This window comes from Actinoplanes sp. NPDC049599 (genome assembly GCF_044465625.1).
GTDB lineage: Bacteria > Actinomycetota > Actinomycetes > Mycobacteriales > Micromonosporaceae > Actinoplanes.
In genome coordinates, this window is sequence record NZ_JBITLX010000022.1 from 1 (window position 1) to 19,700 (window position 19,700).

The 19,700-nt window shown below is 67.0% G+C and carries 9 protein-coding genes; 2 read left to right on the top strand and 7 right to left on the bottom strand.

The window, feature by feature from the left end; genetic code table 11:
* Positions 1 to 226 precede the first annotated feature (226 nt).
* The 5 genes from ACIBQZ_RS30765 to ACIBQZ_RS30785 all read right to left on the bottom strand — a co-directional run bounded on the left by ACIBQZ_RS30765 (position 227) and on the right by ACIBQZ_RS30785 (position 11,044).
* Positions 227 to 1,057 (bottom strand): hypothetical protein, encoded by an 831-nt coding sequence (locus ACIBQZ_RS30765; protein WP_396092315.1) that lies wholly within the window; start codon positions 1,055 to 1,057, stop codon positions 227 to 229.
* A 90-nt stretch (positions 1,058 to 1,147) separates the two neighbouring features.
* Entirely contained in the window at positions 1,148 to 3,286 is a 2,139-nt protein-coding gene (locus ACIBQZ_RS30770; protein ID WP_396092316.1) for a DEAD/DEAH box helicase, read from the bottom strand.
* Positions 3,283 to 4,596, bottom strand: coding sequence for a BREX system ATP-binding protein BrxD (gene brxD, locus ACIBQZ_RS30775; RefSeq protein WP_396092317.1), 1,314 nt, complete (start codon positions 4,594 to 4,596; stop codon positions 3,283 to 3,285). Before brxD ends, ACIBQZ_RS30770 begins: the two co-directional genes overlap by 4 nt.
* Positions 4,593 to 7,319: a BREX-2 system phosphatase PglZ gene (gene pglZ / locus ACIBQZ_RS30780; RefSeq protein ID WP_396092318.1), complete on the bottom strand. Its 2,727-nt coding sequence runs from the start codon at positions 7,317 to 7,319 to the stop codon at positions 4,593 to 4,595. The genes brxD and pglZ overlap by 4 nt, the downstream gene beginning before the upstream one ends.
* Positions 7,316 to 11,044 (bottom strand): hypothetical protein, encoded by a 3,729-nt coding sequence (locus tag ACIBQZ_RS30785; protein WP_396092319.1) that lies wholly within the window; start codon positions 11,042 to 11,044, stop codon positions 7,316 to 7,318. The genes pglZ and ACIBQZ_RS30785 overlap by 4 nt, the downstream gene beginning before the upstream one ends.
* Here ACIBQZ_RS30785 and ACIBQZ_RS30790 point away from each other — a divergent pair.
* Complete coding sequence (locus tag ACIBQZ_RS30790) at positions 11,025 to 13,274, top strand: DUF262 domain-containing protein (protein ID WP_396092320.1); 2,250 nt, start codon at positions 11,025 to 11,027, stop codon at positions 13,272 to 13,274. The two genes, ACIBQZ_RS30785 and ACIBQZ_RS30790, sit on opposite strands and share 20 nt — an antisense overlap.
* Before the next feature lie 25 nt (positions 13,275 to 13,299).
* Entirely contained in the window at positions 13,300 to 14,463 is a 1,164-nt protein-coding gene (locus tag ACIBQZ_RS30795) for a restriction endonuclease (RefSeq protein ID WP_396092321.1), read from the top strand.
* A gap of 46 nt (positions 14,464 to 14,509) precedes the next feature.
* On the opposite strand, the gene pglX is transcribed toward ACIBQZ_RS30795, so the two are convergent.
* On the bottom strand, positions 14,510 to 18,076 hold the full coding sequence (pglX, locus tag ACIBQZ_RS30800; RefSeq protein ID WP_396092322.1) for a BREX-2 system adenine-specific DNA-methyltransferase PglX: 3,567 nt from the start codon (positions 18,074 to 18,076) through the stop codon (positions 14,510 to 14,512).
* A gap of 113 nt (positions 18,077 to 18,189) precedes the next feature.
* Entirely contained in the window at positions 18,190 to 19,671 is a 1,482-nt protein-coding gene (locus tag ACIBQZ_RS30805) for an ATP-binding protein (protein ID WP_396092323.1), read from the bottom strand.
* Positions 19,672 to 19,700: the final 29 nt, after the last annotated feature.

The window sequence follows — 19,700 nt, forward strand, 5'->3', positions numbered from 1 at the left end:
GATAGAAGCGTCAGAACTCCTATACTTCCAGCTCAGAGGGCATCTTCTATCTCCGGCACGCCGACGCGAACGCTATTCATCGGTGGATCCAGGCTGAGATTCATCTCCTCCAGAGCCCTCATCGACATCAGACTCTAGCCATCCCCGAGGCACAGCGCAGCAACGAATTCCGTCGCTGTCGGCGTTGACTCGGCCGACGTGGCCACACTGGTCGCCCCCATGAGGATCACCAAGGGATGTCCACCGGCACGGTAGCGAGCATTTCCAGAAGAACACGGTCGCCGACCACCCCAGTGGCCGGATCGGCGGGAACCTCCCTGACCACCCTCTCGGCCGACCCTGAGCTGACCCAGGCTTTTTGCTCGCCGACCGCTCCCCGCCCGTTCTTCCGACCAGCTGCAAACACTTCACCCACGCCCCCGGTCGCGATACGGGCGAGCTCCCGGACTGTACGGTCATTGATGTCGACGCCTTCGGTAGCTCGCCAGTCGATCGTCAGGCGCTCCGACCGCGGATGGATCAACGCCGCCAGAATGGGTGACTCCTTGCCAGATGGAATTTTAGTTCCCACGGCGCGGAAACGAAATCTGTGCACTACATCTATATGCTGCGCCCACTCCTCGAACGAGGCCTTGCTGTCCAACTGCTCCACGTTCCACTGCTGGGTTGAGTTGACGCTTCTTAGCATGTGCCGAAGGCCCCGAATGAACTCATGATCTGACATCGCTGCCGATTGGCGCTCATACACGACTACGAGATCAGTAAGCCGTACGACCAGGTTGACGGCCCGCCCCTTTCGTACTGCTTCTTCCCTGAAGTCCTTGGCGGCCGGGTCATATACGTTTTCATTTTTCTTTGTTTGGTAGCCGAGCCGGGCAAAGACGTGGTCAACGTCCGGCCGGACGCCGCCGAACATCCATGTACGAGTCCGAGCCAGATAACCACCCTCGTTCAGCAGCGTGTGGCGAACGGCATCCGACGGTGTTTGAAGCATGTCCATCTGCGCCGGCGGAAGGATCCGGGCTGATGCAAGCCGACTCACCGGAGCAGAGTCCATACCGACACGGTAATCGATAAGTAACGATGAGGTTACCTTCGGTAACTGACAGATATTGGACACGGGCCGTGGTGATTGAACAGCCCATGGCTACACCTGCACAAACCGTGCAGGCTGCCGCAGGATGGCAGCCGCGCCGTCAAGGTCAGCGAGCCGAGCAGCCAACGTTGCCATCGCGAGCCGTTCTGGCAAGGCTTGGCTGAACTTGAGCCCGTCAAGTGCCTTCTTGTTGACGTCGGGGAGGCAGAGTCGCTGGCTGGCGTCGGCGATGAGAGCCCGCCACTCGGCGGGGGTGACGTTCTCACGGAGCCGGATGTGCCGGTCGTCGAAGCGTTGGATCGGGTCGACGACCTCGGTGAGAGTGGCGGCGAGTGTGGCGTTCGCGCGGAAGCCTGCCCAGGTCCACCATCGGAGATCGTCGCCGCGGCTGTCACGCAGGATGACGCTGCCGCCCGGGTGTACCAGCGACGATCCATCCTCACGCACTTGAGCGAGACGGTCGATGGCTCGCCGGGTGAGGTTCACCGGCGGATCGGCGCCGAGGAGCACCTCGCGCATGGCGCGGCTCAACTCGAAGCCGAGCCCGGACCAACCACCGCCTCCCGTTGACCAGCGGGCCTTGCCGCCGCCGTCGGCGGGTTCGACGAAGCAGCGCCGGCGTCGCCAGTCGATGTAGGTGACTCGCCAACTGCGTCCGTTGAGCAGGAGCCGACGGTCGCCGCCCTTGACCTCTTCGGTGAGTAGCGCCGGGTCGACTCGGCCCAGTTCGTCGCGGCCTACCAGCACGGTGAATTCGGGTGCGCCGGTGAATACGGCGGTCATGCCCATGAAGTGCCGGTGCCCGAAGCGCCGTTCGGCCTCGGACCCGATGAACAGCATGCCGCTGTCGCTGTCGAGGTAGCCCTGCTCGATCAGGTAGCGCAGGATCGGGTCGGCGCTCCGGTCGAATGGGGCGAGCCCGTTCCACCATTGCGGCCAGGTCTGGTCGCCCACGCGGTGCTCCTGCAGACAGAGCGCAAGCAACTGCTGGGCGGCGATGTGCCGAGGCTCGGGCGGCGCGACCACGGGTTCCACCCACCCACGACCCCAAAGCAGCAGCAGCGCGGCGGCTTCGAGCAAGGAGTCGCCATCTCGGGTGAGGAAGAGGCAGTTGCGGGTGATGCCAGGCCGTCGGCCGGTACGACCGAGCCGTTGAAGGAACGATGCCACCGTCGCGGGCGTGTCGATCTGAATGACCCGGTCAAGGTCGCCGACATCGATGCCGAGTTCCAGGGTACTCGTGGAGACGATCACGCAGTCGCGAGCTTCGGCGAACGCCTCTTCCGAACGGCGCCGCTCATCCGCGGAGAGCGATGCGTGCGACAGGAAGGTCGTGATGCCTCGGCCTCGCAAGAGACTGCCGAGTTCTTCGACCGCCTGCCGGGACTCGCAGAAGACCAGGCGCTTCTCCCCGGCATGGAGAGCAGCGAGGACCTTGGCAGCGTTCTGGAGGGAGCCGACGTAGTCGAGCTCGATCTCTCCGGGCGGCACCGAGGAAGCCGATTTCCCCGGTACGGAGACAGGCACATCCGGCGCGACGACACGCGCCGGGCGGGTGCCCGCGCCTGAGCCCTGCAACCAGGTCAGGAGCTGGCTCGGATTGCCCACGGTCGCCGACAGACCGACCCGCTGGACCGGTCGGCCGATCAGGTGGGTGAGCCGTTCGAGTACGGCCAAGAGGTGCCAGCCCCGGTCGTCGCCGGCGAAGGCATGGACCTCGTCCACCACGACGGCTCTCAGGCCGGCGAAGAACGCCCGATGGTCGACGTTCTGGCTGACCAGCATCGACTCCAGCGATTCCGGTGTGGTCAGCAGCAGGTCCGGGCGGGCGGCCAGGATTGCCCGCCGTCGGGAAGCGGTGACATCGCCGTGCCAGAGGGCGGCCTTCCGGCCGAGCCAGTCGGCATACCTTTCCAACCGGGGGTGGAGGTTGTTGAGCAGGGCCTTCAGCGGGCAGAGGTAGAGCACCGACGTACCGGACCAGCCCTCGGCGGTCATCCGGGACAGCAGCGGAAACGCCGCTGCTTCGGTCTTGCCCCCGGCGGTGGGCGCCAGCAGTAAAGCGTCCTCGCCGGCCAGCAGGGGTTCGACCGCATCCTCCTGCAGCGGCCGCAGGCCGGGCCACTGCAAGGAATTGACAATGTGGTGCAGCAGGACCGGGTGCAACAGGTCAGCGGCGGGGGTGGTCACAGGTCGAGAGCGATCTCGTCAGCGCTGGCGGCGTTACGCTCCACGTCGGTCATCTCGGCGGAAGACATCGTGGGCGCGTAGTGCTGGCGGGGATCGAAGTCGGGGAACTGGTCAACCCGGTCCAGAACGTCACTGACCAGCTTCTTCAGGTAGAGACGAGGCACGATACCGACCTTGCCACCCAGTCCACCGGCAACGGCGCGGGCCAGCTGACCGAGGTATGCGTCATCGACGAGATCGCGGACCCGCGCGGCGGCGGATGATCCATCGGCGTACAGGTCGCGGACCCGGCCACCCAGCTCAACCAGCGAGTCGACGGTGAAGCCTGGTAGCCGGATCTGCACGGCGCGAGGGTTGTCGAACCGTGGGTCCGTATCGAAATCGACGGCAAGACGCTGTGCCAATGGTGCCAGGCGCTGCACCCCCTGCTGCCCGTCGTAGAAGGCGGGTGTGCCGGTAATGACCAGGTACAGCCCGGGGAAACGGCCGGAGTACACCTCGTCGATCAGTTGTCGCAGTGCGTTGAGGGCCTTGTCCCGGGCGTCGGAGCGGACTCGTTGCAGCGTCTCGACCTCGTCGAGCACGAGCAGCAGGCCTGGATGACCGCTGTCGCGCAGGACTGCGAGCAGTCCCTGGAGGAAGCTGAGGGCGGCGAAATGATCAAGATTGCCTTTGACGCCGGCCACTCGTCTCGCGGCTGCCGCCACGTGTGGTTGGCCGCCCAGCCAGGCCAGCACAGCATCAGCGGTCGCGGCGTCGCCGGACAGGCCGGCAGTGCGGTAGCCGCGTAGGGCGGCGGCAAAGGCTGGTGCGCTCCGGCTGACGTCGGCAAGTCGCTGATCCAGCAGGACACCCACCGCACGGTCGAGAGCCGCCGCGTCGTCAGAGTCGACCTTTCCGGCGGCCAGCACGTCCTCCTCGAGCGCGTAGAACCAGCCGTCGACGACCGGGCGCAGCGCGCTGGGCGGAAAGGTCGTGGTGGTGAGCCGCTCGGTAAGCCTGCGGTAGACCGTCTCCAGCCGGTGCAGCGGAGTCTCGTTCTCGGAGACCTGCACCTCGGCCGTGGCCAGGTTGGCGCGCTTCGCCCGTTCGGCGATCCACCGTACGAAGAAGGTCTTGCCGGAGCCGTATTCGCCGCGGACGGCTTTGAAGACCGAGCCGCCGGCAGCGACCGCTTCGAGGTCTTCGTCGATCGCCCGGTGGAACCGGTCGAGACCGACCGCGAGCAGGTCGAGGCCCGCCGAGGGTACGGCGCCACGCCGCAGCGCATCGATGACCTCTCGGCGCCGCAGGGGGCTGACACTGCTCACGACGTTTCTCCGGAAAGCCGGAACTGCTCACGCAGCAGGCGGATGTCCAGTCGTACGGTGCGCCCGTCGTCGATAAGGGTCAGCACGGGATAGTTGTCCACGTTGAAGATGCGCTGCAGCGTGCTGACGAATCCGGTCGCCCGGGCAGGGATCTCGCCGGCGCGTTCGGTGAGGACGGCAGCCGGAAGCACGCCCTTGGCCTCCACGAGCGCACGCAGTGCTGCCTCGACCTTCTTGACATCGAGACGACGGGGCGTCAGCGCATGCTGGGCAGCGAACAGCTCGCTTTTCTTCAGTTCGTCGACGAGGTCGGCCCGGTCGTCCTGCGTTGTGGGCGCCGCCGGGGGCTGGGGAATATCGAACAACGTCTCCCCGGCCGCGACGGCGGGCCTTCGGCGTGGCTTGGGAGTGGGCGATGGCACCTCAGCGGCCGTTGTGGTCGGCGCGGACTGCGGCTGCCACCACAGCGGCCTGCGCACCTCGACGGCAGACCAACCGGCCGGTACGTCGGTCACGTGAGGTAGCAGGAAAGCCAGCAGCGGAATGGTGACCTCGGCCAGTGAGGCACCGCCGTGGTAGCCGGCCTTGCTGGACTGGTAGCGCAGCAGCGGATCCCACAGGGCGATGATCCGGTTCTCCGGGGCGACAACCCTGGGACCGGACAACTCGACCTCCCCCGGCTCGGCTGGCCCCACGCCCGTCCGATGCCGGGCGGAGGCAACATCTGCCGCCCGTACCTTCTCGCCCCCGCGTTCCAGCACGTGCCCGTGGTCGCTGGTGATGATGACGGCTCGGCCCGACGAGCGGGCGAGATCCAGCAGGCTACGCAGGAAGCCGATGTCGCCGAGCTGCCATCCGGCTTCGCTGCCTTCCCGCCCGTGGGCGAGCGACTCGTCGACCGTATTGATCACCACAGCGACCAGGGAGCCCGAGTCGGCCACCGCGTCGGCCAGCTCACCGGCGAACATCTCGCCGGCCCCGCCACGCGCCGGCCCCTTGTGGAAGATCTTGGCGTCCTTGCCCCACCGGCCGCCCGCGAAGAAACGCTTCTCGTTGTCCTGAGTGCCGCTGCGCAGCGCGCCGGCGAACAGAGACGTCCGGGAAACCGCGGTCAGCGTGGGAAGAGCCGCCACGACGCCGCGCCGCCGACCGGCTTCCGGGCCTGCGAGCGGGTCGTACTCGACCCAGTGCTGCGACAACTCGTCGGCAAGTTGGATGGCGACGGCTGCGCTCATGCCGTCGAGCACCACGAGCAGGACCCGGCGATCGGCCCGGAGCAGCGGTTCCACGACCCGCGGAAGCAGGTTCTCGACCGTGAGCAGGCCGCCGTCGTTGCCGGGACCCGCGGTGGCCCAGGCCTGCAGCCTGCCCGCGAACGCTTCGTCCATGGCCCGCCGCCGTTCTTGGGCCCGTCCGTAGATCGCCCGGAACGCAGCCTGCAGCTCGGGGTGTGCGTCGTCGCCGGCCCAGACGTGATCGATCGCCACATCCGCCCAGCCCCAGTCGGCGATCTGCCGGTCCACGCCGTCGGCCACGCTGGCGGGAGGCTGGACGTCTGCACTGAGCCAGCGCACAAGTCGCTGCGCCATCTCGATCCGGCGGACCCGCTCCGATTCCGATGCGGCTAGTTCGTGTTCGGCCAGGCTACTGACAGCGGCGTCGAGCGCCTGCTCCGCAGGGTTGCGCAGCGCTGCCAGCAACGCGTGTGCCGCTGCTCCGATCCGCCGGGTGAATCCGGTACGCAGGATGGGGCTGTCAGCGGCGCTGGAGACGGCGCCGAACTGGATGAGGAGTTCTTCGGCCCGGTCCAGCACGGCGTGCCCATGCCGCCGGCCCTCCGGCTCCGACAGCATCCCGTGGACCACCTGTACGACGGCGTCGGCGAAACCGGTGATTGTCGTGTCGTCGTCGAGCTTGCCGAAGTACTGGTCGATGCGTCCCCGGGCGCGAATGGCATCGGAATCGCTGGTGCGCCAGACCGCGTGACAGACGAGGCCGAGGGGCAGGGCTTCATCGCCGTGTCCGGCGGCGACGAGTGCGAAGAGCGCCCGTGCTGGACTTCCATACTGGCTGGTGAGCCATTTCGTGAGGCCGTCGCGTTCCGCGGCACGCAGAAGCCCGAACGCCTCCACTGCCCCGGGTTCGGCACTCCACCGCAACAGCGCCTCGACGTCGAGATCGTCGGGGCCGCCGCCACGCCGGTCCAGACCGAGACGTACGGCAGCGAGGTGCCGTAGTGCGACGTCGCGGGTCAGCACCGGCGTCGCGAGTTTCGGCCAGCCGGAGGGCGGCATAGCGTCGACGAGGGCTTCTCCCGCCCACACCTCTTGTTCCAGTGCGCTGTCGGGTTGCCGGGCGCCGAACGCGTCGACGACAAGGTCCCACGGTTCCACAGCGATGACCCGGTGACGGAAGACGCGGCTTCGGACGCCGTCACCGAGGGCAGACTCGGCGAGGTCGGTGAGCAGGACCAGCACCTCGTCGGGCCGGTCGGCGACCAGTTGGTCCCAGATCGCCAGCGGCGACTCGCAAGCTACAACGTGGGCGGTACGCCCGTCCGGCAGCAGGACGATCGGGTCGTGTGGCCAGACCGGCTCCGCCCTGAGCAGCATCACCGGGTACGCGCTGCCGTTGCGATGCCGCTCAAGCTGCTGCGTAACCTTCTGCCGGAGGGCGACCGGGCTGATCCGCAGCGCCCGGGCAGGCACGGAAGCCTGAGTCACGGCACGATTCTCCAGGTCACCTCGATGGTGCCGGCACTGTGCTCGGCGGCGAACGCACGCACCTGCTCCACCGCTTGATCCACGTCGGCTGCCGACACCATGACACCCCCGGTGGACGCAGCGCCATCGCCACCGCCCGGCCTGGGCGGCTGGATGACAGGCGGCAACGGCGGCGGCGGCGGCGGTTTGCGGGTCGCACGGCGCAACAGTTCGGTGGCTGCGCTCCGAGCGCGCTGCAGGACAGGTGCCAGCGGGATGGTCAGTTCATCGGCTCGCGCAGCGGCGCGTATCTCCGAGATGATCACCGTGGCCTCGCTGGCGTGCGGATCTGGCAGGCCCGCGATGATCTCGAAGGTGTCCCAGGGGGCGCTGGACAACGCGGCGGCGACCTGGGCCGCGCTCTTGACGCTGCGGCCGGTGCGGTCCGCAGGGCCGCCGAGGTCGGCGCGGGCCAGACGTTCGATGACCTCCACCGCGGGCAGCCGCTCTTCCAGCGCGGCGAGCAGATCGGCTGCGGCACGTGCGGTTGCCAGTCGTCCGGGGCCGGCGTCCAGGTCGATCTCAAGCCACTTCGCGTGCTGTTCCAGATGCGCGACGAGATCGGCTGCGGCGGCCCGGTGCTGGGTGGCCTGCCGGGCGAGGTCCCGCCCGAAGATCGTCATCAGCCGGCCCCGCCGCAACGCGAGCGAGCGGAAGCCGAAAATCGCGGCGGCGCGGCTCTGCGCCAGCTCCCACTCCTCCGGACTGGGTAGCCGCTGTTCCCGGAGCGTGTAGTCGGCGCTGATGCGTCCTGGCTCGGGTGGCGGCGTCACCTCGCCGCCGTGTAGGAAGAACGCTCGGTCGCCCTGCTCGGCGAAGGTCGCCACGACGAGCTGGGCCACGATCGGATCGAGCCCGCGCGGATTCGGGTCGTCGATCCAACGCAGCAGGTCACCGACCCGGATCTCGCCCGGGATGCCCTCGCTGGCGGCCTTCTGCTGGAAGTGCTGGGACCAGCGTCCCTCGATGACGAATGCCGCTTCGTGCATGGTGCCGAGTTCCAGCGGGTTGGCGATGCGGCGCATGACCTGCCGGTGCGGGCGGTCCACCTCGGCGCGGCCCTCCGACGATTCGACCGCCCGGCGGACGTAGTCGAGGACGATCTTGACGTCGGCCGCCTTGATCAGGTCGCCCTTACGGTCGGGGTCGAAGTCGGGGTGGGCCGGGTACTGCTGGGTGAGCATCTGGTCGCCGAGGCTGCGCAGCGCGTCGGCGAACGCCGCGCCGATCGGGAGCTTCGGTTCCAGGACCCGGGTGAGCGAATGCAGATGGTCGTCGAACCCGAGTCGGACGTCCGCCGGTTGCTTACCCGCCAGGCCGTACGCCTGGCGCAACACGTTCTGCATCTTGGTGAGCAGCGCGCTGCGCTGGTTGGTGAGGGCGGCGTGGGCGCGGCGCCGATCGTCGGGGTTGAGGTGCTCGGCATGGCTGTCGAAACGCTGACCTTCGAGCAGCTTGTCGATGATCACAAGCTTGCCGAGTTCGTTGAGGCGCTCCACGGTCAGCGCGGCCGGGATCCAGCACACCGTGCGGGAGGTCATCCGGCTGAGCAGGCCCTGCACCCGCTGCCGATCATCGGCCGGGCCATGGCTGCCGTCGTCGAACGGGTAGTCGACGATGATCCGCCAGTTGTCAGGGTTGTCCGGGTGGAACGACTCGTCGCGAATGTCGTTCGGGTCACGCACGTTGCCGTAGACCAGCTCGATGGTGCGCCGGCTGCCCCGCCAGGTGAGACCGGCCTCGGCGAAGAAGGAGTCGGTCCACGGCACGCCGAGCTGCTGCCACAGCAGCCGCTGGACGATGTGCTTGCGGGCACCGTCGTTGTCGTAGTGCTTCGCAGTGGACAGCACACTGCCCACGTCGACGCCGACCAGCTCCAGCGAGACGACCGGATCGTCTCCCTCGCCGATCCGGACCTCCGGGAATTCACCGGCCCAGTCGCCCAGCTTCCGGGCCACCTGCGCAACCTCGCCACCGGGGATAGGGCTGGTGATGCTGCCGTGGTTGAGCGCCGACAGCCGGCGGGCGGTGAGGTTCCGCAGTGCCGGCACGCTGGGCGCCAGCGAGGCCAGGAGGAGCGTCTTGATCAGCCGGTCGTCGCCGGTGAACGCACGCACCCGCCCGGTCACCTCGGGCGGCTGGACCGCGCCGCGGCGGGCCGCGTCCAGGTCGTCGTCGGTCAGGCCGTACTGGCCGAGCAGATGCGGGCGCATCTTGAGGGCGTACAGCTTCTGAGCCATCTCGAACTCGGCCTTGAGCTTCTCGGTGAACGGCTGGTCACCACCACTGCTGATCACGTCGTAGAGGTCACCGATCGGCACCAGCTGGCCGAGGCGCAGCGTGTCGCGGCGGTCAACCAGCAGCTGGCGCATCAGCTTCAGGGCGGTACGGGACCGCTGCAACGCACTGGAGACATGCACCAGGGTGGAGAGGAAGGCCGGGCTGAACGGGTACGTCGACCGGAAGGCGTCGATGTCGGCGCCGCTAGCCGCGTCGGTGCCGAGCAGAGTGTCGAAGACCTCCCGGCGCACCTTGGTGGTGGCGTCGAACGCGCGGGAGATCGCGGCGGCGGCCTCGTCGTCGCGGGGCTTCAGGATGCGCCGGCGGGCGATCTCCGGCAGGTTCCGGTCTTCCAGCTTGATCGTGTCGAAGCGGCCACTCGCCAGGTTGAGGGTGTCCTGATAGCTCAGCTCGTTGGCGCCAGTGACCTCCTCACCGACGAGTTCCCGCAGGTCACGCTGCCGGGCGATGAAGCTGACCACCGGGATCGGCCGGCGGGTGTCGCCACCCTCGACGAAGTTGGTGATCTTCTGGATCTCCCGGGAGACGAACTGCTGGTCGCCGATCGAGTTCGCCAGCCACAGGATCAGCTCGTCCAGGAACAGGATCAGCCCGTCGTACCCGAGTTCCTTGGCGTGCCGGCTGATCTCGGTCAGGCCGCGGTCCAACGAGATGAACGCCTCGGCGTCCTCTCGAGCGTTGCTGAAGAAGCCCTTGTTCCAGGTCGTCAACAGATCGTTGACCAGCTTGCGGCGCAAGCTGTCCGAGTACGCCCCGGCGAACGCCTGGTCCAGCCGCTCACCGGTCCAGAATTTCTCGCTCTCGCCCCACTCGTCCTCGTCGTCACCCCCCGGCAGTCCGTCGATGAACTGCGGGTCACCGATCCGAGCACGCAGGTCGGCGGCCTGTTCCAGCAGTGCGTCGGTGCGGTGCACAGCCGGAATTGGCGCCTCCGGGTGCAGCGCACGCACCCGATCCACATAACCGCCGAGAACCCGCTGCTCCAGGGAACGGGCATCCAACAGGTGGTACGGCACCAGCAGGAACCGCCGCCCGTCGAGCCACATGCTGTGCTTCGCCAGCAGCGGAGCGAACTCGTCGCGGCTGCGGGCTGCCTGCTCGCCCCTCAGCAGCGCGTGCAGCACCGCCATGAAGTGCGACTTGCCGGAACCGAACGAGCCGTGCAGGTAGGCAGCCTTGGAGGCGTGCCCTTCGACAGCAGAGCGGATGAGCCCGAGTGCCTCGTCGAAGTTGCCCAGCAGCCGCTCGGTAACCACGTACTCCTTGAGCGTGGCATCGACGTCGGAGACGCTGTCGGCGAGGTGGAGCACGAAGTCGCTGGTGCTTGTGCGCTCCGGAATCTCGATGACCTCACGGAGCAGCGGCATGACGCTGGGCTGTGACATGCCGCTTACCGTACCGAGCTGTAAGGCTCAGGATGGGTTCGGGCGCGCGACGCGCACACCGGACGACGTTCCGCCACCGCAAATCGCCTATACCTGTCGGGGTGACGTGTTGGAGGCATGGTCAACCCGATTTCGGGGTGGACAGGATATTACCGGCCAGGTAGACATCAGTCGGTTCGCGTTTGCAGATCCGCACCGGCCCAGCTGGCATTCCAGACCGTCGCGACGAAGAGGCTGCCTCATGCACGTCGACCGGATCGAGCGATCCATCGGCAAACTGATCGACGAGATCTCGGACGCCGAGATCCTGCTCCCGGAGATCCAGCGGGAGTACGTCTGGAAGCCGACCCAGGTCGCCAAGCTGATGGACTCCATCTATCGCGGCTACCCCTTCGGCTCGCTGCTGTTCTGGGAGACCGACGACGCTCCGGAAACCCGGGCGATGTCCGTCAACGGCGCCAGTGCGGAGCCGACGAAGCCGCCACTCTTCCTGCTCGACGGCCAGCAGCGCCTGACCTCGCTGCACCGGGTGTTCACCGACCACCCTGATGCCCAGGTCGTCTTCAACGTGGAGAGCCAGAAGTTCCAGAACCAGAGCGCCGCCACCGGACGCGACCCCAAGTGGGTCAAGGTGTCCGACGTACTGAACCCGAAGGCCAGCATGCTGCGCCTGACGCAGCGCCTGCTCGACGCCGGCTCGGCGCTCGCCGATCACGAGATCGAAGAAAGACTGAGCAAGATCAAGGCCCTGCGTGACCGGCGCTTCGTCATGGAGGTCCTGAAGGGCTTCCCGTACGAGGAGGTCGCCGAGATCTTCGTCCGGGTGAACAGCGGCGGCCGCCGTCTCGGCACCCTCGACCTGGCCATGGCCACCCTGTCGACCCGTTGGAAGGGGGTGCTGACGCAGCTGCAGAGCGAGTCCGAGCACTGGCTCCGCGAGGGCTACGGTGGCATCGACGTCAACTTCCTGTCCCGCGCGTTGGCCGGCGTCGTCCTCGGCCGCGGCCTCTCGGTCTGGTCGCACAGCAAACTCCGCCAGACCCGCGACGATGAGCTCGAACGTGGGTGGAAGGTGGTCCAGCGCGGGCTCCGGCGGCTGATCCCGCTGTTGCAGAGCCGTCTCGGGTTGACCCGCTCGGACCCGCTGCCCTCGATGATCGTGCTGATCCCGCTGGTCGTCCTGCTCGGCGAGCGCAGCGGCGACGACCTGGATCAGGACACCTCCAACGGCGTCGTCTACTGGCTGCTGCTGGCCACCATCCGCACCCGCTACAGCGGTTCCACCGATACCCGGCTGAGCCAGGACATCCGTGCGGTCCGCCAGGACGACCCGATCCGATCCCTGCTCGAAGGTCTCGACATCGACACCTCCCGGGCCGAGGTCACCGAGCGCGCCCTGCGCGGCCGGACGAAGGAGAGCCCCTACTTCTTCCTGAGCCTGCTGGTGTCACTGGCAAACGGCGCACGCGACTGGTGGTCGGGCGCCGAACTGCTGCCGCCAACCGACGAGCTGCCCAAGCTCGAACACCACCACGTACACCCGCCGACCACGCTGGACTCGACGCGGTTCGACAAGGCGATGGTGAACGATCTCGCGAACCTCGTCTTCATCTCCACGCAGGCGAGTAAGCGGATCAGCGGGCGCAGCCCTCGGGAATACTTCGCCTCGCTGAGCGAGGCCGACCTGCGCGCACACCTGATCCCGCTGGACGACGCGCTGCACGACACCGAGAACTACGCGCGGTTCCTCAACGCTCGCCGCGCGCTGCTGGCCGAGGCGATGAACGCGCTGCTGGAACGCTTCCGCCCGAGCTTCCTCGACGAGGGGCCGGCGGAGAACGCCGACCCGAGCGCCGGGTTGGCCCTGGACCTCGCGCTCTACGGCACGTTGCGCGACGGTGGCCGGATCGTCTTCTCCGCCTCCGGTGAGGGCATTTCCTGGGCCGGGTGGGCCGCCATGGCGGAGCTCGACAGCGCTATCGAGTCTGCCCGGGTCGCTGGCCTGGACAGCGACGTGACGATTGCCGGCGAGTCCATGCCCGTCGAGATGATCGAGGAGTCGCTGCAGGTGCCGATCGGGCCGTTCCTGGTCACCGGCACCCCGGAGGAATGGCGGGCGGTGTTCGACCGCGAGCTGGAAACCGCACGGCCGCTGTCCGCTTTCCCCACGATGGAGACGAAGCAGTGGCACGGCGAGGTCACCAAGTTCCCCGTCACCAGCACCGACTGACACCGCGGCCACGGAGGACAACAAAGTGACGACAGCATGGGTCGTGCGGGCCGGCCGCGACGACAGCTACGACGAACTCGCCCTGGAACGAGAACTGATCGCGCTCGGCTGGTCCGCGGCCGGCGACCTGACAACGGTCACCACCCAGGCCGAGACCCGCGAGCGGGTGCAGGCGGCCTACCCGGACGTCGACCGGCGCACCGTGGACAACTACACGATCCAGTTGATCGCGTTCCGCTCGAAGATGGCCGTCGGGGACATCGTGCTCTTCCTCCGGCGCACCAGCCCCGACGTGGCGGTCGGCCGGCTGACCGGGGACTACCGCTACCGGACCGACCTGCCCGCGGGCATCCGGCACACCCGCCCCGTGCAGTGGGCCCGCACCGACGTACCACGCGCCTCCCTGGAAGCCGAGGTACGCGCGTTGCCGTCGCTGACCACCGTCTACCGGATCACCCAGGCGGAGAGCGTCGCCCGGCTCGAACAGCTGCTCGCCGCCGGCCAGCCACTGCCGTCGCCACCCGAGCCGTCGGTCGCGACCGACGGCTCCGCGCCGTTCACCGGCCTGCAGCGCAACCTCAGCTACGCGCGCAGCCTGGCCACCGCCGGTCAGCACCTGGATCAGCTCAAGGTCGGATCTTTCGAGGTCTCCGACGTCTACCGGGCGGCCTGGGTGCAGAGCGTCGCGGCTCTCGACCATTGGGTACGCCAGGAGATCCGCTGCCGGATGCTGGCCCTGGCAGCCCAGCCGGCGACACCGAAACCGCGCGCCTTCTCCGCGTTCGAGATGCCGCTCGGCCTGGTCGAGCAGGTGCAAGCCGGCGAGAAGACCCTGGTCGACGCCCTCGACCAGCGGCTCCGCGAACAAGGCCACCTCGTCTACCAGAACCCCGACAAGATCCGCGAAGGATTCGCGCTCGTCCACGACACGAAGGACTTCTGGAACCGGGTCGCGCTTGTCCTGACCCGGCAGAGCGACGACGGTGTCGCCTTCACCGGCAAACAGGTCCAGCTGGAACTGCGCCAGCTCGTGCAACGACGACACAAGATCGCCCACGAGTACGACGAGGACCCGGACGACGCCACCCGCAAACGCCCGATCGACGGCGCCACCGCCACCCAGGCGATCGACTACATCGAACAGGTGGCGGCGGCGATCCTGATCGTCCTCGATTCACCGGCCGCCTGACCCAACCGGCGGGCCGGACCACCGTTCGGCCCGCCGGTCACGCTGCTTAGGCTCGGGCACGCCGCCCGCGGGTAGGTTTCGGCGGGCGCCAGGAGGTCAGCGCCTCGTCGGTGAGGTGCAGCCGCCCGGCGGTCTCGGACAGGAAACCGGTGTAGGTGTCAGCCGGGGACTCACCCCAGGTGGGATCGAACTCGCCGTGCCACTGCCGCACCCACGGCAGCACCTCCCGCAACCCGGCCACCAGGGGTGTGAGCCGGTCGGCGGCCCAGCCGTCCTCCTGCTCGCGGGCCACGATCAGGGTGGCCAGGGCCTGCGCCTGCTCCCGGTGATCCCAGCCGGCCCAACCGATCAGCAGCGACGGGTCACCGTCACGCCCGGCCCCCGGATAGGACACAAACCGCTCCTTGGGTACGTCTAGCTTGCCCCGATGCCGCCAGTAACTGGTCTTGATGAAGTCCGCGGAGGCGTACTTCGGCGGCACCGGGATCTTCTTTCGGAACTCCCGCTTGGTCGCCTCGTCCGGCAGCGTGTCCTCCTGCCGCTGCAGATCCCACACGTGCTCCCAGTCAGCGCGCTTGGCCAGCCCGGAGTCCTTGTACCGCAACGCCGCCAGATGCGGCACATGCTCGTCAGCGACCAGGTCCGCGATCACCTTGCCGAGATCCTGCCCCGGCGCATAAAGACCAGCCACCGACAGTACGTCTTCGTCGCGACGTAACTCGTCAGCGAGCTGCGCGATGGTCAGCGGGTGCGGCTGCTCCAGCCCGTCAACGTGGTGAAACCACAGCTCCCGGGCCTCACACCGGTCCAGCAGCCAGTCCCGCAACGCCTTGGCCTGCATAGCGTCCCAGCCCTCGGTCGCCCAGCGGCGTTTGCACTCCGGCCGCTCGATCAGCGCGACGTTCCGGTTGCTCTCGATGACTGCGATCCGCCGCTTCACGACCGACCGGTACTCCGCTGTCCAGTGTTCCGGCAGTTCGGTAATCGGCGTCGAACCGTGCCGCGCGAACCACTGCGTCGCCAGGCCCTCGTCGCGCATTTTGCGGGCAAGCACAATCTCGAACGCCCGCTCCCCCAGACTCAACTCCGGCACCGAGTCGGTCGAGGCTGTCAACTCCTCATCCAGCAGCCCATAAAGCGAGTAGACCTGCCAGTCCAGCTCCTCCTGCAACGCGATCATCCGCCTCCGGACCGAGTGCCATTCTTGCTCGCCGGCATACAGTCGCTCCCGGTTGAGCACGCCGGAAGCCGTGATTTCTGCGGGCCTCACCGCAGCAAGCCGCTGCGCCAGATCGTCGATCTCCCCACTCAACTCCAATGGGAACGCCGGAGGAAGCGGGAATTCCCGCAGCTTGGTGCCGGTGAACTCCCAGTTCCAAGACCAAGGCTGGTCGGGCATCCCACTCGATGCCGTGGCATTACCCTTACTGTGGCTGACCTGCTTGAGCCAGAAGCAAGCAATCGAACTATTGAGCACCCCTAGCAGCCGCAGATAATCGTCCTCCGACGCCCCTCCTGGGAGCTTGATGACCGGCGCGGTCCGATTAAAGACTCTTCCACCTCGGTCCAGCACGAAGTGATTATGCGTAGCAACAAAAGCGAACGTTATCGATAGCGGGCTTCGATGCCGTCCAGGGAAATACATGCCGATGTCATACCAACGGATACCTCGCTCGCTAGGCGTCCTCCCAAAGTACAAACGCCGTGCCAAATTCGTTCGAGAACCCCAGAGGTAGCGCAAGGTCTCAGGTAACAAATTCCGCTGAGTTCCGTCAGTCTCATATGGCATTACGCTTACGTAAGGTGCCGCCAGAACGAAATCACGCACTTCCTCTCCGCTAGTTAAAGGCGTAACATCCGGAATCAACTGCATCCGCCGAGCAGCGCTCTTCGGCAACAGAAATACGTCGTCCTCAAGGGTGAGCGCTGTCATTCCGATGTCAACGCCTTCTCCAGAGAGCGATCCACCGAAGGCCTTGAGTAGGTTGGTGACATCGCCAGCTCCACCCCCCGACAAACTCCAGGGATAGGAAGCAGTATCAATCCGCGGCGTATCGGCTGCACTAACCCACGCGCTTTGAGAACCGGGATGATCAACCTGGCCGATGATTGCTTGCCATACCAAACCCTGGCGTGGATTCGGCGGGGCACCCGACTCCCCGCGAATACCCAACACGGTACGAATTGTGCCTGCTCGGCTTCGGTTCGTGTTCCGGCCGACAAGGATGATGGTTGGAGTACTATGGCCGGGGATGTACGCCCCTGAGGTGTCGATGATATGCGTCAGATTAACGTCGAGCGCAAACAACTTCTCGATCATCTTCTTGCCAAATTCGCGTTTCATGAACGAATTGGCGGTGATTTGTCCGACGTATCCGGCACCTATACCTTCTCCGTCACCCGGCTTCGCGAGCTGGAAAAAACGCTGCGCGAACGGCACCGACAAGGCGTACTTGCCTGAGCAGGCGTCGTACATCTCGCGGTATGCCTCGTTGAGGCCCTTGTCCTTGACCGTAATGTAGGGCGGGTTCCCGACCACGACGTGGTAGCTCCCGGCAGTCAGGATTCCTGAATGCTCGGCGACATCCTCAGTCGCGTAGGCGAACTCGGTCATCGGGTCTCCGCCGAAGAGCGTCCCCGCCCGGTGCTTGATCAGTGAGTCGCCAACCGCCAGATGCATCGGGAAGACGTAATCGGCCGCCTCGGGCAGGGTGGTGATACCACTGGCACGCAGCGCCGCCACCAGCAGCCGGAACCGGGCGATCGCGACCGCGAACGGGTTGATGTCGACGCCGTGCACCGCGTCGAGCGCCAGCTTGACTTGCTCGTGGGCGTCCCGGTTGGGGGCGTGCCGCTCCCACTGCTTGAGCAGCCGGTCGAACGCGCCGAGCACGAAGTGGCCCGAGCCGCAGGTGGGGTCGATCATCTTCACCTGGTCGTGGCCGAACTCGTCGATCGCCGGGGTCAGTGTCAGGTCGAGGATGAACTCCTCGACGAACTCCGGGGTTTGCAGCAGGGCGTAGGTCTTCTTGGCGTACTCGGAAAGGTCTTGATAGAGGTCACCCAGGAACCGGGTGTCCCACAGTTCGTCGCGGAAGCTGTGCACCAGGCCGCCCTGCTCGCCGCGACGGCGCCAGAATCCGATCAGTTCCTTGGCCGCGTCGTGCGACAGGGGGATCTGGTAGAGCGGGTTGTGCCGCTTGTCGAAGAGCGACTTGCCGGCTTGGGTGCCGCCGATCGCCTCGAACCCCTGGTGCAGCCAGTCGCGCAGCGTTTTGTCCGGCTGGTCGCGGAAGAACTGCGCCTCCGCCTCCTCGGCCAACACCAGTCTGTCCCCCGGCCCGGCCAGGAACGGCTCCGGTAGCAGCCCGTTGTCCTCGCAGAAGCGGACGAAGACCGTGCCGAGCACCCACGCCACCGCGGCCTGCGTGACCCGCTCGTCCCGCCACACGACCCACGTGCCGGAAGTGCGCCCGACCTTGAAGGCGCGGTCGTACTCGCCGCGCAGCCTCAGGCGCACCTCCTCGACCGACTCGGCCTGCTCCCGCAGGTCCTTTTCCAGGGTTTTGACCTGCTTCTGCAGGTCACTCAAGAGCAGTTTGCGGTCGATCACCCGATGACCTTATCGGGCGCACCGGCCAGCCAAGAGGAACCTTTTGGTCGGGATGTCCGCCGATCGGCGGAAGATGCCACCATGGCGTGGCAGGCAATGCCGGGCGGCAGGAATCAACTCGCGGCGTACAGCTGACCCAAGTCGACAAGTTGGATACCAAGTTCGGTGGCAGCCATGGCGCGCAGATCGTCGGAGAAGCCGCCGCCGCTGAACAGCAGCAGCCGGCACCGATCCGCGTGGATGTCAGCCCGGCCTGTGAGCAGGGTGCGGATGTGGGCAAGGCGCTGCAGGTGGCCGATGCCGACAGTCTCGTTCCACTTGGCCTCGCCGATGGCGAGGAGTTCCTCCCGGTCCTGGTCGTCACGGCCGAAGACGGCCACGTCCACCTCGTGCTGGGTCCGGGCGGCGGGATCGTTGACGATGCCGGCCGCGACCCTGGTCGGGTAGCCGCCGACGATGGCCGGGTCGGCTTCCCACCTGGCCCAGTTCCGGCAGATGGTTTCGAAGTGTGGGCCGACGACCTTGCTCAGGAAGGTGCGCTGCAGGCGAGGCCAGACCTGCCGGGCGCGACCGGAACGTTCGAGGTCGCCCCACGCCGGGCGCATGACGGCGTGGTAGAAGGTCAGTAGCGGTTCAGCAGTCCGGTAGACGCCCCTGTTGCTCTTGAAGGCGTCCTCCTCGCGCACCACCAGTCCGGCATCTTCCAGGACACCCAATGCATGGGCGAGGTCGGACGGCTGCCGGCCCAGGAAGTTGGCGATTTCGCCGCGGCGGGTACGTCCGTCGGCGATCGCGGCCAGGACCGAGTGGTACATGGCGGGATCGCGGATGTCGGGTTCCTCGGCGAGCAGATAGCGGGCTTCCCGGAAAAGTGGGCGGGCCGGGTTCAGCACGGCACGGACGACCCAGTCGTCGAAGTCGTCCGGCCCGTCCGGTGTGTCGTCCTGAGTGAACTCGTGCCGGTAGGCGGGTGTGCCGCCGACGATCGCGTTGACGAGCAGCGCGGTGCGCGGGTCGGCGATGTCCCAGAACCGGGCGGCTGCTCGGTAGTCCAGCGTCCGGACCACCAACTCCAACCCTGCCCGTCCCCGCAACGGCGCCGTCCCGGAGAGCAACCCGCCCATGAATGACAGCGCCGAACCACACAACAGCAGCCGTACCTGCGTGTTCAAGCGCTGTCCAGCCGGATCGAGGGCACGCTGAATGATCGAGGGCAGTGCGGGGCTGGCACGGGCCAGGAACGGAAACTCATCGATCACCACCGGCATCGGTCCGCGCTGGGCCACCGCCATTGTCCGCGTGATCGCTTCGTCCCAGTTGACGAACCGCAGCGGTGTCGCCTCACCGAGGTGGTCGCCGAGGGCCTGCCCATACTGCCGCAGCGCATCGGCCTCGGACGACTCGGTGGCGGTGAACATGAATCCGCCACCCGCCCGGACCAGCGCGTCGAGCAGGAACGTCTTGCCCTGACGCCGACGACCAGAAACCACACCCAGTGTCGCTCCAGCCTGCGGCAGGCGAGCGAAACGGACCAGTTCGTCCCATTCGACGTCCCGGTCGAAGATTTCCGTCGGCTTCTGCACAACCATCTCCATGTAAGTGTAGTTACTATAACTATACTTAC

What these genes read in the sequence shown, in the direction of transcription:
- ACIBQZ_RS30765 (WP_396092315.1), bottom strand. Translation starts at nt 1,057, where the DNA reads ATGGACTCTGCTCCGGTGAGTCGGCTTGCATCAGCCCGGATCCTTCCG.
- ACIBQZ_RS30785 (WP_396092319.1), bottom strand. Translation starts at nt 11,044, where the DNA reads ATGTCACAGCCCAGCGTCATGCCGCTGCTCCGTGAGGTCATCGAGATT.
- ACIBQZ_RS30790 (WP_396092320.1), top strand. Translation starts at nt 11,025, where the DNA reads ATGACGCTGGGCTGTGACATGCCGCTTACCGTACCGAGCTGTAAGGCT.
- ACIBQZ_RS30805 (WP_396092323.1), bottom strand. Translation starts at nt 19,671, where the DNA reads ATGGAGATGGTTGTGCAGAAGCCGACGGAAATCTTCGACCGGGACGTC.